The organism is Vibrio sp. H11 (assembly GCF_004804295.1).
In the GTDB taxonomy this organism is placed as follows: domain Bacteria; phylum Pseudomonadota; class Gammaproteobacteria; order Enterobacterales; family Vibrionaceae; genus Vibrio; species Vibrio ostreae.
Genome location: NZ_SSHN01000006.1, coordinates 123,874 through 137,432, shown reverse-complemented (window position 1 = coordinate 137,432; position 13,559 = coordinate 123,874). Strand labels below are relative to the sequence as shown.

Sequence of the window (13,559 nt, the reverse complement as noted above, 5' to 3'; positions counted from 1 at the left end):
TCTTTTTTGCCCCGCACCATTCACAATGGTGAATTATTCATCAGGCTTATCTTTGCCACTGTGTTTACGTAATGGCAGGATCACGAACTTCATCCAGACATGCAGCAACAGCAAACTATTGCAGGCAAAAGCGGCCATGAGCAGGGTAATGGATTCAATCGTGCGCGGTGTGTCGCGGCAGGTAAACCACCAGAGAATCCAGCACAATACCGACAGCACGGTTAATTGATTCATACAGCGTTGGCAGCGGCCGATTTTTTTCCAGAACCAGTGGCTTTGACAGTCGTAACAACTCATCGTCTTCTACTCATCGGTAACCGTTCATCCTTAATCACTTATTGTCAGTCTGAATTGAGAGTGCGGACTCCAGTATAAGGCGAGCAGGAAAAAAACAGCAAGCTGTGGCATCTATCCTCTTTAGCGCCATTCAGCCTGTGGGGCGCTCACAAAAAAGCCGCCAGCTTGTGAGGCTGGCGGCGGGTCATGTTTATAAGGTAAATGTCATCGGTGACTGAACGGCTTCCTGCAGTGTGTGGCGCAGCCTGACTGTTATGCGCTGCGGTTGATTAAGTAGCTTTCCAGCTCTTCACTGCCACCAATATGTTTACCGCCGATAAACACCTGCGGCACTGTGGTACGCCCGGTGATGGCGCGCAGGCTGACGCTGGTGGCATCTTTACCCAGAATCACCTCTTCATACTGCAGACCGGCGTCAATCAGATTCTGCTTGGCTTTCGCACAGAACGGACAGCCCGGTTTGCTGAATACCGTAATCGATTCCTGGGTTTTAAACTCCGGTGCCAGGTAGCTCAGCATAGTATCGGCGTCAGACACTTTAAACGGGTCGCCCGGTTCGTTTGGTTCGATAAACATTTTTTCCACGATACCGTTACGTACCAGCATGCTGTAGCGCCATGAACGCTGACCAAAGCCGAGATCGCGCTTATCGACCAGCATGCCCATGCCTGAGGTGAAATCGCCGTTACCATCCGGAATAAAGGTGATGTTTTCGGCTTCCTGATCGTTTTTCCAGGCATTCATCACAAAGGTATCGTTGACCGATATACAGAGGATGTCATCAACGCCATTTTCTTTGAAGACCGAAAACAGTTCGTTGTAGCGTGGCAGGTGGCTGCTGGAGCAGGTCGGGGTGAACGCGCCCGGCAGGCTGAATACAATCACGGTTTTGTTAGCAAACAGTTCGTCACTGCTGACATTGACCCATTGATCGCCCTGACGAGTCGGGAACGTAACCTGCGGGACTGACTGATCTTCTTTCGATACAAACATACGGTTTTCCTTCCAAGTTTTAGATTCGTGTCCAGGGCAAAGTGATTTCCCCCTGTTGATGACGCCATTATTGAATAAATACTTTGATAGCTCTAATCGTTTGATGTTATGGTTTTGATAGGTACATCCTATAGAGGTACACAATGAACATTCGTGATTTTGAATACTTGGTCGCCCTGGCCGAGCATAAGCATTTTCGCAAAGCGGCTGAGGCCTGCTTCGTCAGCCAGCCGACCCTGAGCGGTCAAATTCGCAAGCTGGAAGATGAACTGGGTACGGTGCTGCTTGAGCGCAGCAGCCGGCGGGTGCTGTTTACTGATGCCGGTCTGCAGCTGGTGGAACAGGCTAAACGGATTCTGAGTGACGTGAAAACCTTTAAAGATATGGCCAGCGGACAGGGTGGGTCGATGACCGGCCCGATGCACATCGGCTTTATTCCGACCCTGGGACCCTACTTATTACCGCGTATTGTACCGACCCTGAAACAGCGTTTTCCCGAACTGGAACTGTATCTGCATGAAGCACAAACCCAGCAGCTGATCCATCAGCTTGAAGAGGGTAAGCTCGATTGTCTGGTGCTGGCGTCGGTCGCTGAAACCGAACCGTTTAAAGAGCTGGACATTTATGTCGAACCGATGAGTATTGCGATTCCGTGCGGCCATGAGTGGGCCGAGCGTGATGAAGTCGACATGATGGAGCTGAAAGGCAAAACCGTACTGGCTCTGGGCGATGGTCACTGCCTGCGCGATCAGGCGCTGGGTTTCTGTTTTGCTGCTGGTGCTCAGGATGATGAACGTTTTAAGGCCACCAGTCTGGAGACGCTGCGCAATATGGTTGCGGCGGGAGGCGGCATTACGCTGCTACCGGAGCTGTCGCTGCCGGCGGAAAAGGTCAAAGACGGTGTGTGCTATGTTAAAGCGGTCAATCCGGTTCCTTCGCGTAGGCTGGTACTGGTGTATCGTCCGGGCTCACCGCTCAGACAGCGTTTTGAGACTCTGGCTGCGGCGATGCATGACTGTCTGATGGCGCTGCCGAACACCGCCACCGGTCTGACTGCCGCCTGATTATTAATCTCAGGCTGATAAACCACAAAGAGAAACAAAAAAAGAGGCTGAATATTCAGCCTCTTTTTTATCTTACCTGACGATTAGAACAGGGATTCGTTCTCATCGTTGGTGTAGGTACTGTTGGTCGATGACTCGCTAACGTAATCTTCAGGTTCGGTGCCGTCGGCAAAATACTCAAACATTGAGCTGCCATCAAGCTTATTGGTCAGCAGCCCGGTGTTGCGGTCGATACGCACTCGTGAGATGCCATCCGGCACTTTCTTATCCTGCTCGCCAACCCCTTGCAGGGCTTGCTGCATGAATTCGATCCAGGCTGGCTGAGCCGTTTTCGCACCCGCTTCCACACCGGAGACATCATCTTCAATCGCAGGGTTTGGTGTACTGCGACCCAGATCGCGGCTGTGCTCATCAAAACCGACCCAGGCGGTGGCGACAATGCCCGGAGCAAAGCCGTTGTACCATGCATCTTTTGAATCGTTGGTGGTCCCGGTTTTACCGCCGATGTCGCGGCGTTTCAGTGCTTGTGCGCGCCAGCCGGTGCCGTTCCAGCCGGTGCCTTCACGCCAGTCACCACCACCCCAGATGTTGCTGTACATCATTTCGCGTACCAGGAAGGCGTTCTGCTCAGAGATCACTTGTGGTGCATACTGAGTGTCCGCATCCTGCTCGCTGATGCCGTTCATATCGGTCTGGTCACAGGCCTGGTGGCAGACTACTTTCGGAGTTGCCTCATATTCAGGTTCGCCGAACGGGCCCATCACTTTGCTGATGTAGTATGGCTCAACATAGTAGCCGCCATTGGCAAAGACGGAGTAACCTTGTGCCATTTTGACCGGAGTCAGGCTACCGGCACCGAGTGCGATGGTTTCTGAACGCGGTAATTTATCCAGTTCAAAACCAAACCGGGTCAGATACTGACGCGTATCATCCAGGCCAACTTCACGCAGTACCCGTACTGCCATGACGTTTTTCGACTGCGCCAGACCAATACGGAGACGGGTCGGACCGCCATAAGTCGGTGGCGAGTTCTTTGGACGCCATGCGGTGCCCTGGCTCTGATCCCACTGGTTAATCGGTGCGTCGTTGATCAGACTGGCCAGGGTCATGCCTTTATTCAGTGCGGCAGAGTAGATGAATGGCTTGATACTGGAGCCGACCTGACGCACGGACTGCGTAGCACGGTTGAACTTGTTATGGACGAAGTTGAAACCGCCGACCAGAGCACGGACCGCACCGTTTTCCGGGTCCATGGCAACAAATGCGGTCTGCGCATTCGGTACCTGGCTCAGTTTCCAGTGTTGCTGATCTGCATCATCTTGATGTAACTGACGTACCCAGATTTGCTGACCGGCCGCCATAATGTCACTGGCCGCTTTTGGCAGCGCGCCCTGACGTTCATCGGTGATGAAGCGGCGGGCCCAGTTCATATCATCCCAGGCGATGGTTTGCAGGCCGTTGTTTTTGACCCAAACCTGAGCCGATTGCGGCTCAACGTTCACTACAACAGCAGGGTAGAGATCGTTGTAGGTCGGCTCATCCTGCAGATGGTCGCGAATTTTCTCTTCGTCCCATGCAGCCTGGCCGGATTTCCACAGTTCTTTTTCCGCGCCGCGGTAACCGTGACGTTCATCATAAGCCAGCAGGTTATCCAGAGCGGCGCGATTGGCCGCTTTCTGCAGTTTTGAATCGACTGTGGTGTAGACGTTCATACCTGAGGTATAAGCATCTTCGCCGTAGCGGTCGATCATCCAGGCACGGGCAATTTCGGCGACGTAAGGTGCGTTAAGAGAAATCTCTGCACCGTGGTAGCGTGACTGCAACACTTCGTTCCGCGCTTCGTCATACTGCGCCTGGGTGATGTATTTCTCATCCAGCATACGTTGCAGTACCACGTTACGACGATGGGTCGCACGCTCAAGCGAGTAGATAGGGTTCATGGTCGACGGTGCTTTTGGCAGACCGGCAATCATGGCGATCTCACCTAAGGTCAGATCTTTCACTTCTTTACCAAAATAGGCCTGTGCGGCTGCGCCGACTCCGTAAGAACGGTAGCCGAGATAGATTTTATTCAGGTACAGCTCAAGGATTTCGTCTTTGCTCAGCAGTTGTTCGATATGCACAGCGATAAAAATCTCTTTGATTTTTCGCATGATCTTCTTCTCGTTAGACAAGAAAAAGTTCCGTGCCAGCTGCTGGGTAATGGTACTCGCACCCTGAGAAGCGCTGCCGGTTGCAATCACAGCGAACGCGGCACGAGTGATACCGATCGGATCAAATCCGAAATGTTCGTAGAAGCGTGAGTCTTCGGTGGCGATGATCGCCTCGACCAGCTCTTTCGGCATTTCGTCCAGTTTGAGCGGAATACGGCGCTGCTCACCAAACTGAGCAATCAGTTTGCCGTCGCGACTGAAGACCTGCATTGGCGTCTGCAACTTTACATCGCGCAGTGTCGCCACATCTGGGAGGTCAGGCTTTACATAATAGTAGAAGCCAAAGATTGTTGTGACTCCAAGAATAATGCAAATCAATGAAAATATTAATAAACGCTTTATGAACTTCACCGGAGAATCCCTGTTTAGTAGAGGCTGCCCTAATGGAAACCCTTGTACTCTAGACTAAAACCTCAGCACTTAAAAATGTAACGCAGCTATTTTTCACATAAAGCTGTTTGGCGAACTGAGCTCTGTTACGAATATCGCTTTCAGCGACCTTGCGATGTATTGCATATCACTGCGTGGTCACAGAGTGTTGTTACTGGAGTTAATCTTATTTATGGGTCAATCATTAGTTGCAGGTGTCGATATCGGCCACCACAGTATTAAAGCCGTGCTATTAAAACCGCATCGTGAATCTTACTCGCTGCTCGGTTGGCAGGAGATAGTCGTACCTGATGATATTTTCGCTGATAACCACACGCTGAATTATCAGAAAATTGTAAAGAAACTCAAAGAACTAAAAAAGGCATTACCGCTATTTAGTCGTAAAGTGGCGTTGGCGGTGCCGGACAGTTCGGTAATAACCAAACAAATACAAATAGATAGTGCTTTAGACAGCCATGAACAGCAGTTTGCGGTCTACCAGGCCTTTGCCCAGCAGTCTCCCCTGCCTCTTGATGCGCTGCAGTTGGATTACATTATGCAATCTGGATCCGTTAGCGCTGAGGGCAAGCAGGAGGGGCAGGTGTATGCGACCCGGAGTGAAGTGGTGCAAAGCCGGGTTGCGGCACTGCGCGGTGCCGGATGGCAACCTTTGCAACTGGCCCTGCTCAGTCAGGTGATGCGTGGTTTGTGGCGCTGGTACAGCGTGCAGCAGGGACGCAGTGACTGCCTGCTGGTCGATGTCGGCCAGCGTTGGCTGACCTTAACGATGCAACTGCCCGACGGCAGTTTTTACTACAGGCAACAGAGTTTTAATCAGCCGCCCGCTTTAACCTTCCCAGCTATGCCCTCCGCTGCCGAAACGGTGGCGGACGCCATGTTATGTGATTGCCTGCAGCGTGAGCTGCAACGGTTGTCCGCTCTGCACGGTAGTGATGTAGTGGCCGGACTATGGCTGTGTGGCGGCGGCGCAGAGCAACTGCTCAGCAGCCCGCTGACTGAGGCTCTGCCTTGTGACCTGCTCTCTGTGTTCGATGGCCTGGATCGGGCGGGCGGCGCAAGCCTGCCGGAGAAACCGCATTGCTATAGCCTGGCGATGGCTCTGGCGTTATCGGGTTTACGCTGGCAGCAGCAGTTATTGTCAGGGGCGAAGCGATGAGCGCGGAGGTGAACTTCCTGCCCTGGCGCGAACACCAGCGCGTCGCCGCTCAGCACCGTTTTGTTGCCGCCAGTCTGGCGGCAGTGATGTTCGGGTTGGTACTGCTCGCATTGGTGGCCTGGCAGCAACAAAGCAGAATCACGCAGCGTCAGCAGCAGCTTAGCGCGTTACAGCTGCAGTCAGCTCAGTTGGCGCGCTATCCGCAGCAACTTGCCGAGTGGCAGCATAAGCTGGCTCGCTCACGTGCGCATCAGCAAAGCCGACAACAACTGCTGGACCAGCGTCATCATGCCGAGCGACTGATGCAGCAACTGGCATCAACCGTGCCGCCTGGTGTCTATCTCGACAGTGTTATTCAGAGTGTTGCTGTGGTTGAGGTGCGCGGAGTCAGCCTGGCCGCCGACCATCTGCATAATCTGCTCGAACAACTGCAAGAGGCAAGGTCAGTCAGCGCAGTCAACATCGAACTTATTGCTGCGCCTGAACATCGCTTTGGCAGCATCTATCAGCCGTTTGAGCTGTCATTCCGGTGGCAGCCGGAGCGGGCGGTGCAGCCATGATGCGTGATTTACAATTTGATCTCAGCGAGATGGCGCAATGGTCACCCGGCGCGCAGTGGCTGCTGCGTCTGCTGCTGGTGCTGATTGTGGCAGCTATCGGCTATCAGTCGCGCCTGCTGCCTCAGCAGCAGTTTGCAGCATCCCTCGATCAGCAAATTGAGCAGATAAGCCAGGAGCTGCGTCAACGGGCGGAGGCGAAACATGAACTGCAGATGCTGCAGGACCAATATGCCGACCAGCGGGCGAGCCATGACGCATTACTGCGTCACTTTCCGCGTCAGCAGCAGTTGGCGCCTTTGTTAAATCACATCAGTCAGTTGGCTGCTCAGCATCAGCTTGTGCTGACCCGGCTTGAGTGGCAAACCGTGGTGCCTGAGGCCCAATTACTGCGTGTACCACTGCGTCTGGAAGCCAGTGGTGAGTATCCGGCGTTGCGCCACTTTATGCGCGATCTGGCGGCGCTGCCTTTTGGCGTGCTGTTGACTGAGGTGCGCTGGCAGCGTATCTCCCCGGATCTGTCACGGCTGCAGATCCGTGCCCGCGGCTTTACCTATCTGGCTGATGAGTTGCACAGTGATGATGAGTTCGGGAGTGAGGATGACTAGGTCAGGAATGCGGCTTATCAGCCATAGACTATTGCCTGCGGTGCTGGTGCTGACGGGACATTGTGTCTTTGCCGCCGCCCCCTTTACTGCCGACTCTTTGAGCGCTGAAACAGGGCCGTTGACCGGAGCGGAGGCTGAGCGGCATAGCGCGGCGAGTAATCCGTTTGCGGTGCCGTCCACAGCCAGTGATGCTTCCGAACCATGCCGCAGTTTGTTGCCACTGCCGCTATCGTTGCGCGCGGAAAATGAAGGATGGCCTGCTGAGGGCAGCTGGTTATTGAAAGCCGTGCTCGGTAATGAGCAGCAACGCCTGGCTGTGATTGAAATTCAGGCCGGGCAACTGGTGCAGGTTAAGGTCGGCGACCAGGTGGCAGATGCGCGGGTGGAACGAATCGATGCTCGTTCGCTGTGGCTGGTGCTGGCTGAGAATAGCAACTGTAACCGGCCTGAGCCGCTGAGGATCAAGATGGAGTTGAGTGCAGCGTGAATATGATGCGATGTCCCGCAGCGGTCAGTCGCTTTGCCTGGGTGAGATTGCTGGTTGTGAATCTGCTGCGCCTGCTGATCCTGGTGCTGGCTGTGAGCGGTCCGCTGACCGGGCTGGCGAGCGAGCAGGCGACCAGATCCGCGTCGAATACCATCACAGCTAAGCCCGGTGAAAGCGCCCGGATTTCACTTAATTTTCAGGCGATAGCGCTGCGCAGTGTGTTGCAGTTACTGGCGGATTATCAGGGGGTCAATCTGGTGGTGTCGGATAGTGTGCAGGGTGAGCTGACGCTGCGCCTGGAGGATGTCACCTGGCAGCAGGCTCTGAATCTTATCCTGCGACACAGCGGGCTGGAGATGCAACGGGTGGATGGTGTGATGCTGATTGCGCCGCAGGATGAGTTTGCCCGTCAGGCCCAGCACCACAGGGAGCAGGCGCAGCTCCTGGCACCGCTGCATAGCCAGGTGGTCACGGTGCATTATGCCAGAGCGCAGGACATGGCGGCGATCATTGCGACGGACGGTAATTTTGGCCTGCTGTCTGAGCGCGGTTCGCTTAGCGTTGATGAACGCACCAATGCGCTGCTGGTGCGCGATCTGGCACCGAACGTTGCGGATATCGCGAGAATGGTCAAAGCGCTCGATGTGCCGGTCAAGCAGGTGCAGATTGAGGCGCGCATTGTCAGCATCAATGAAGGTGATTTGGATGAGCTGGGGGTACGCTGGGGATTTCATTCTTCCCCCGCGCATGGCCGGATAGGGGCCTCTCTGGAGGAGAATCTGTTTGCCGGCGCAGGCCTGGCGGATGAATCGGGCGATCTGGCACTGGAAGATCGTCTCAACGTCAATCTGGCCGCCACCTCACTGAATGCGTCCACGATTGCGTTTCAGGTGGCGCGCCTTGGCTCTGACACCTTGCTTGATCTTGAACTGTCGGCTTTGCAGCGTGAGTCGAAAGCGGAAATTATCTCCAGTCCGCGTCTTATCACCACCAATCAACAGCCGGCTTTTATTGAGCAGGGCACAGAAATTCCGTATCTGGAGTCGTCGTCGAGCGGGGCGACCAGCGTGGCGTTTAAAAAGGCGGTGCTGAGCCTCAAGGTGACCCCTCAGATTACGCCGGATAATCGACTGGTGCTGGATTTGAATGTCACTCAGGACCGGCCGGGGGAAGTGGTGCAGACCGGAACTGGTGAAGCGGTTGCCATTAACACTCAGCGTATCGGTACCCAGGTGCTGGTTAATGACGGTGAAACCGTGGTGCTGGGCGGTATTTTCCAGCACAGTGTCAGCCATACGGTGGATAAGGTGCCGCTGCTGGGGGACTTGCCGTGGCTGGGGGCATTGTTCCGGCGCAGTTACCAGCAAAGTGGTAAAGGTGAGCTGCTGATCTTCGTCACGCCGAAAGTTGTGATTCAGTAACTTACCCGTCAATATTGGTGGTCGGTAAAAATTAAAGTTGCATTACTGGCACCATATCTAGATAATTTCGGGTCTTATCACGAAATATCTGTGAGGAATAGGTGCCACAAGCAATCCTATCGCTGACTTCTGTCCGGCGTAACCTTGTGGCGATGTCATTGAATTAACGTTGTAAATTACTGCTAAACATGGCTGAAAAACGCAATATTTTCCTTGTTGGCCCAATGGGCGCTGGCAAAAGCACAATTGGTAGACACCTGGCTCAGCAACTGCATATGGAGTTTGTTGACTCTGATACTGTGATTGAAGAGCGCACTGGCGCAGATATCGCATGGGTATTTGATGTCGAAGGTGAAGAGGGCTTCCGTAAACGCGAAGAAGCTGTGATTAATGATCTCACTGAGCAGCAAGGTATTGTTCTTGCCACCGGTGGTGGTTCTGTGAAAAGCAAAGAGAACCGCAACCGTCTATCTGCACGTGGCATCGTTGTTTACCTGGAAACCACCATCGAGAAGCAACTGGCGCGTACCAATCGCGACAAAAAACGTCCGTTGCTGCAGACTGACAACCCTCGCGAAGTCCTGGAAGGCCTGGCGGGTGATCGTAACCCACTGTATGAAGAGATCGCAGATATTACTGTACGCACTGATGATCAAAGTGCAAAAGTGGTAGCCAACCAGATCGTAAAAATGCTAGAAGAACATTAAGTTGTTCTTTGACGTGGAGTGCATACCATGGAACGGATTACGGTCAGCTTAGATGAACGTAGCTACCCTATCTCTATTGGCGCCGGATTGTTCAATGATCCGGCTCTTCTTTGTCTGTCGGCAAAGCAAAAAGTCCTGATTATCACTAACCATACCGTGGCCCCACTGTATGCGGATAAACTGACAGCGATGCTGGATAGCCTCGGTTGTCAGTCGGCAGTGCTTGAACTACCGGATGGCGAGCAATACAAAACTCTCGACACCTTTAATACCATCATGAGTTATCTGCTTGAGCACAACTACAGCCGCGATGTGGTGATTGTCGCGCTCGGTGGCGGCGTGATTGGTGATTTGGTTGGATTTGCCTCGGCGTGTTATCAACGCGGAGTCGACTTCATCCAGGTGCCGACCACACTGTTATCGCAGGTCGATTCATCGGTCGGCGGTAAGACCGCGGTTAACCATCCGCTGGGCAAAAACATGATCGGTGCTTTCTATCAACCGAAAGCGGTGCTGATTGATACCCAGTGTCTGTCAACGTTGCCGGAGCGTGAGTTTGCGGCCGGGATGGCAGAAGTGATCAAATACGGCATCATTTATGATCAGGATTTCTTTGTCTGGCTGGAGCAGAACATGTCTGCGCTCTACGCTCTGGATGAAGAGGCGCTGACCTACGCTATTGCGCGCTGTTGCCAGATTAAAGCTGAAGTTGTGGCGCAGGATGAGAAAGAAGCGGGTATCCGTGCTCTGCTCAACCTCGGACACACGTTCGGTCACGCGATTGAGGCTGAGCTCGGCTACGGTAACTGGCTGCACGGTGAAGCGGTCGCTGCAGGCACTGTGATGGCGGCCAAAACCGCTCAGTTACAGGGGCTGATTAGCGAGCCGGAACTGGAGCGCATCAAAGCTATTCTGTTGCAGGCCAAACTGCCTATCCATACTCCGGACAGCATGTCGTTCGATGATTTCATCAAGCACATGATGCGGGATAAAAAAGTATTGGCAGGTGAGCTACGCTTAGTATTACCGACTGGTATTGGTACCTCTGAAGTAGTGAAAGGCGTACCGCAAGCCATCATTCAACAGGCGATCGATTACTGCCGCACGGTATAAACCTGTCTCGGGCTGCAGTCATCCCGTCTTATCACTAGGATAAGTCATGAGTTTGGCACATGAGTTGACACTGGATTCTCAGGTGGAGTTGCTGGAACGCTTGCAGCTCCTGACCCGGTATAGTTCCAATTTTGTCAATGTCGCCGGAAGCAAAGGCGCCGGAAAATCCTGGCTTGCCCAACGTTTTCTGGAGCACTGGGCTGAGGATAAAAATCAGTCTTTGCTGATGTGCCATCCTAATCAGGATGACGAGCAGCGCCGTACCACCATTCTCAATCAGCTGGTTTCTGACCCGCTGTTTAACCCCAAAGATTCCCTCAGCGATAGCTTTTCTGCTCTGTTTGCCGACAGCATCTGTGATGTTGTGATTGTGGTCGACGATGCCCACTTGTTGTCAGACGTCCTGCTGTCAGAGCTATGGATGTGGCTGCTTGAAGCGCAAAGCCATCCGTTATGGCGTGTTAATGTGGTGCTGTTTTCACTGCCAAGTCGTCTGGATACCTTACTGACCCGGCTCAGCTATGGTCAGGAGTTAAAACCGGTCGATCTGGAAATTGAGTCGCTTTCACAACCTGAGGCGGACAGACTGTTTGAACAGCGTGTTATGCGTTATGTTGATGATGACAGGGAACGCCAGGTTCGTCAGGCGTTTAAAAAGGTCAAGCGGTTACCGGGAGACATTATGGCGCTCGCAGAGCAGAAGATGGAAAAACGCATCGTGATTCGTTCAATCATAGGTTCACCTCTCAATATCGCCTTGCTGGTGATTTTACTGCTGCTGTTGATCGGTGGTGGCTACTGGTGGATGTGGTCGCAGCCGTCCGCAGATGAGACTGCGCAGCAGCTAACACAAGGGATTGAACAGACGGCAATTCCAACCCTGGAATCAAATGAGCAGGTGCGGATGGACGATGTGGCCGCCGAGGCTGCCGATAACCGAACCCAGGCCGATGATGATTCATCAGCCCTGCCGCCGGCGGTGATCGAATCGAGCGAAGGGGTGGGCAAGGCTGATGGTGATCAGCAGCGCGTCGTGATTACGTCTGATGTGGTCGATGCGCTGCTGGATGACAAAGCGGCAGTGCCAGCCCAATCTCAGTCTCAACCGCAAGCCAGCGCCGACGCGGCACCGCAAAACAGCGCTGCAGCGGCTGAAAGCGAAACGAACGACCAGGCTGCTGGCGCTGAAAATAGTGCCGCCGAGGCCGGTCAGAGCGATAGGCCGGTGCGTTTTTCATTCGGGCGGGACGAGCTTAATGCCATGTCGCCACGCAGCTACACCTTGCAGCTGGCTGCGGTGAACTCATTGCCGGAAGTGCAGCGTTTTATCGACCAGTATCAGTTACAGGGCGAGGTGAATGTGTATCCGACGGTGCGTAATGACACCGAATGGTACATTATCACGTACCGCAACTATGCGACGATTCAGCTGGCGCGTGATGCGGTTGAGACTCTGCCGCAGCCGCTGCAGTCACTCGGCCCGTGGGCTAAGTCACTCAGCCAGGTACAACGCGAGATTGCCCGCGGTCAGTAAAAGGCACACATTCTCGGGCTATTCGCGTCTTACGGCGCCAATTACGTTGGGTCTGACCTGAAAATATGTTACATTCCGCAGCCTTATTTTTTCGGTGATTGATTAGAGCAGTAGATGAAGAAGCAGCGTGCCTTTCTGAAATGGGCTGGAGGAAAATTTAGCCTGGTTGAAGACATTCAACGTCACCTGCCGCCAGCGGAGCAGCTGGTTGAACCGTTTGTCGGTGCAGGATCTATTTTTCTCAATACCGAGTTTGAACGCTACCTGCTGGCGGACATTAATCCGGATCTGATCAACCTGTACAACCTGCTCAAGCAGAGTCCACAGCAATATATCGATGAAGCACGGCGCTGGTTCGTGGCCGATAACAATCGCAAAGAAGCGTATTTGTCTATCCGGGCCGAATTCAATCAGAGCGATGATGTGATGTACCGTTCGCTGGCGTTTCTGTACATGAACCGTTTCGGTTTTAACGGCTTGTGCCGTTACAACAAGAAAGGTGGCTTTAACGTGCCGTTCGGTTCGTACAAAAAACCGTATTTTCCGCACGCCGAGCTGGAATTTTTTGCCGAGAAAGCCCAGCGAGCGACCTTTGTCTGTACCAGCTATGTCGACACTTTTGCCCGCGCGGATGAGAACAGTGTGGTCTATTGTGATCCGCCGTACGCACCGCTCTCCAACACCGCCAACTTTACCTCCTATGCCGGTAACGGCTTCTCTCTTGATGATCAGGCGGCGCTGGCTGACGTGGCGGAAAAAACCGCTTCTGAACGCGGTATCCCGGTGCTGATTTCCAACCACGATACCATCCTGACCCGCCGGCTGTATCACGGCGCGCAGCTCAATGTGGTGAAGGTCAAACGTACCATTAGCCGCAACGGAGCCGGGCGTAATAAAGTCGATGAGCTGCTGGCGCTGTTTAATCCGCGAGCGCTGAGTGCCGCCCGCGACTGAAAGATCCTGCCGCTATCTGACGATCCTTGCCTTGCTGCTAGGATCTCGCCGCTCGCTTAGGTAGA

13 protein-coding genes are annotated in these 13,559 nt (G+C 53.7%); 10 read left to right on the top strand and 3 right to left on the bottom strand.

Annotated features, from left to right (window positions below; all coding sequences use genetic code 11):
- Positions 1-33: 33 nt before the first annotated feature.
- Both E6C74_RS11565 and E6C74_RS11560 read right to left on the bottom strand, forming a co-directional pair.
- Complete coding sequence (locus E6C74_RS11565) at positions 34-297, bottom strand: DUF3624 domain-containing protein (protein ID WP_136485279.1); 264 nt, start codon at positions 295-297, stop codon at positions 34-36.
- Positions 298-549: 252 nt separating this feature from the next.
- Positions 550-1,290, bottom strand: a complete 741-nt coding sequence (locus E6C74_RS11560) for a glutathione peroxidase (RefSeq protein WP_136485277.1) — start codon at positions 1,288-1,290, stop codon at positions 550-552.
- 143 nt (positions 1,291-1,433) lie between these two features.
- Between E6C74_RS11560 and oxyR the strand changes: the two genes are divergently transcribed.
- Positions 1,434-2,354: a DNA-binding transcriptional regulator OxyR gene (gene oxyR, locus E6C74_RS11555; RefSeq protein ID WP_136485275.1), complete on the top strand. Its 921-nt coding sequence runs from the start codon at positions 1,434-1,436 to the stop codon at positions 2,352-2,354.
- An 83-nt stretch (positions 2,355-2,437) separates the two neighbouring features.
- Here oxyR and E6C74_RS11550 read toward each other — a convergent pair whose 3' ends face one another.
- Positions 2,438-4,918, bottom strand: coding sequence for a PBP1A family penicillin-binding protein (locus tag E6C74_RS11550; RefSeq protein ID WP_136485273.1), 2,481 nt, complete (start codon positions 4,916-4,918; stop codon positions 2,438-2,440).
- 211 nt (positions 4,919-5,129) lie between these two features.
- Between E6C74_RS11550 and pilM the strand changes: the two genes are divergently transcribed.
- The 9 genes from pilM (at position 5,130) to E6C74_RS11505 (ending at position 13,494) form a co-directional block, all read left to right on the top strand.
- Complete coding sequence (gene pilM / locus E6C74_RS11545; protein WP_136485271.1) at positions 5,130-6,113, top strand: type IV pilus assembly protein PilM; 984 nt, start codon at positions 5,130-5,132, stop codon at positions 6,111-6,113.
- Positions 6,110-6,673: a PilN domain-containing protein gene (locus tag E6C74_RS11540; protein ID WP_136485268.1), complete on the top strand. Its 564-nt coding sequence runs from the start codon at positions 6,110-6,112 to the stop codon at positions 6,671-6,673. The genes pilM and E6C74_RS11540 overlap by 4 nt, the downstream gene beginning before the upstream one ends.
- On the top strand, positions 6,670-7,278 hold the full coding sequence (pilO, locus tag E6C74_RS11535) for a type 4a pilus biogenesis protein PilO (RefSeq protein ID WP_136485266.1): 609 nt from the start codon (positions 6,670-6,672) through the stop codon (positions 7,276-7,278). Before E6C74_RS11540 ends, pilO begins: the two co-directional genes overlap by 4 nt.
- The gene (locus E6C74_RS11530; protein WP_136485264.1) at positions 7,271-7,765 is read left to right on the top strand and encodes a hypothetical protein; all 495 of its coding nucleotides are present in this window, start codon (positions 7,271-7,273) and stop codon (positions 7,763-7,765) included. Before pilO ends, E6C74_RS11530 begins: the two co-directional genes overlap by 8 nt.
- 2 nt (positions 7,766-7,767) lie before the next feature.
- On the top strand, positions 7,768-9,186 hold the full coding sequence (locus E6C74_RS11525) for a type IV pilus secretin PilQ family protein (protein WP_136485262.1): 1,419 nt from the start codon (positions 7,768-7,770) through the stop codon (positions 9,184-9,186).
- 188 nt (positions 9,187-9,374) lie between these two features.
- On the top strand, positions 9,375-9,893 hold the full coding sequence (gene aroK / locus E6C74_RS11520; protein ID WP_136485260.1) for a shikimate kinase AroK: 519 nt from the start codon (positions 9,375-9,377) through the stop codon (positions 9,891-9,893).
- A 27-nt stretch (positions 9,894-9,920) separates the two neighbouring features.
- Entirely contained in the window at positions 9,921-11,006 is a 1,086-nt protein-coding gene (aroB, locus tag E6C74_RS11515; protein ID WP_136485258.1) for a 3-dehydroquinate synthase, read from the top strand.
- 46 nt (positions 11,007-11,052) lie between these two features.
- Positions 11,053-12,540: an AAA family ATPase gene (locus E6C74_RS11510; RefSeq protein WP_136485256.1), complete on the top strand. Its 1,488-nt coding sequence runs from the start codon at positions 11,053-11,055 to the stop codon at positions 12,538-12,540.
- Between the two features lie 114 nt (positions 12,541-12,654).
- Positions 12,655-13,494 carry a Dam family site-specific DNA-(adenine-N6)-methyltransferase gene (locus E6C74_RS11505; RefSeq protein WP_136485254.1) on the top strand — a complete coding sequence of 280 codons (840 nt, stop codon included), beginning with the start codon at positions 12,655-12,657 and terminating at the stop codon, positions 13,492-13,494.
- The last annotated feature ends 65 nt before the right edge of the window (positions 13,495-13,559 follow it).

Excerpts from the sequence above, each read along its gene's own strand:
- E6C74_RS11565 (WP_136485279.1), bottom strand. The coding sequence starts at position 297 with ATGAGTTGTTACGACTGTCAAAGCCACTGGTTCTGGAAAAAAATCGGC.
- E6C74_RS11560 (WP_136485277.1), bottom strand. The coding sequence starts at position 1,290 with ATGTTTGTATCGAAAGAAGATCAGTCAGTCCCGCAGGTTACGTTCCCG.
- oxyR (WP_136485275.1), top strand. The coding sequence starts at position 1,434 with ATGAACATTCGTGATTTTGAATACTTGGTCGCCCTGGCCGAGCATAAG.
- pilM (WP_136485271.1), top strand. The coding sequence starts at position 5,130 with ATGGGTCAATCATTAGTTGCAGGTGTCGATATCGGCCACCACAGTATT.
- E6C74_RS11540 (WP_136485268.1), top strand. The coding sequence starts at position 6,110 with ATGAGCGCGGAGGTGAACTTCCTGCCCTGGCGCGAACACCAGCGCGTC.
- pilO (WP_136485266.1), top strand. The coding sequence starts at position 6,670 with ATGATGCGTGATTTACAATTTGATCTCAGCGAGATGGCGCAATGGTCA.
- E6C74_RS11530 (WP_136485264.1), top strand. The coding sequence starts at position 7,271 with ATGACTAGGTCAGGAATGCGGCTTATCAGCCATAGACTATTGCCTGCG.
- E6C74_RS11525 (WP_136485262.1), top strand. The coding sequence starts at position 7,768 with ATGATGCGATGTCCCGCAGCGGTCAGTCGCTTTGCCTGGGTGAGATTG.
- aroK (WP_136485260.1), top strand. The coding sequence starts at position 9,375 with ATGGCTGAAAAACGCAATATTTTCCTTGTTGGCCCAATGGGCGCTGGC.
- aroB (WP_136485258.1), top strand. The coding sequence starts at position 9,921 with ATGGAACGGATTACGGTCAGCTTAGATGAACGTAGCTACCCTATCTCT.
- E6C74_RS11510 (WP_136485256.1), top strand. The coding sequence starts at position 11,053 with ATGAGTTTGGCACATGAGTTGACACTGGATTCTCAGGTGGAGTTGCTG.
- E6C74_RS11505 (WP_136485254.1), top strand. The coding sequence starts at position 12,655 with ATGAAGAAGCAGCGTGCCTTTCTGAAATGGGCTGGAGGAAAATTTAGC.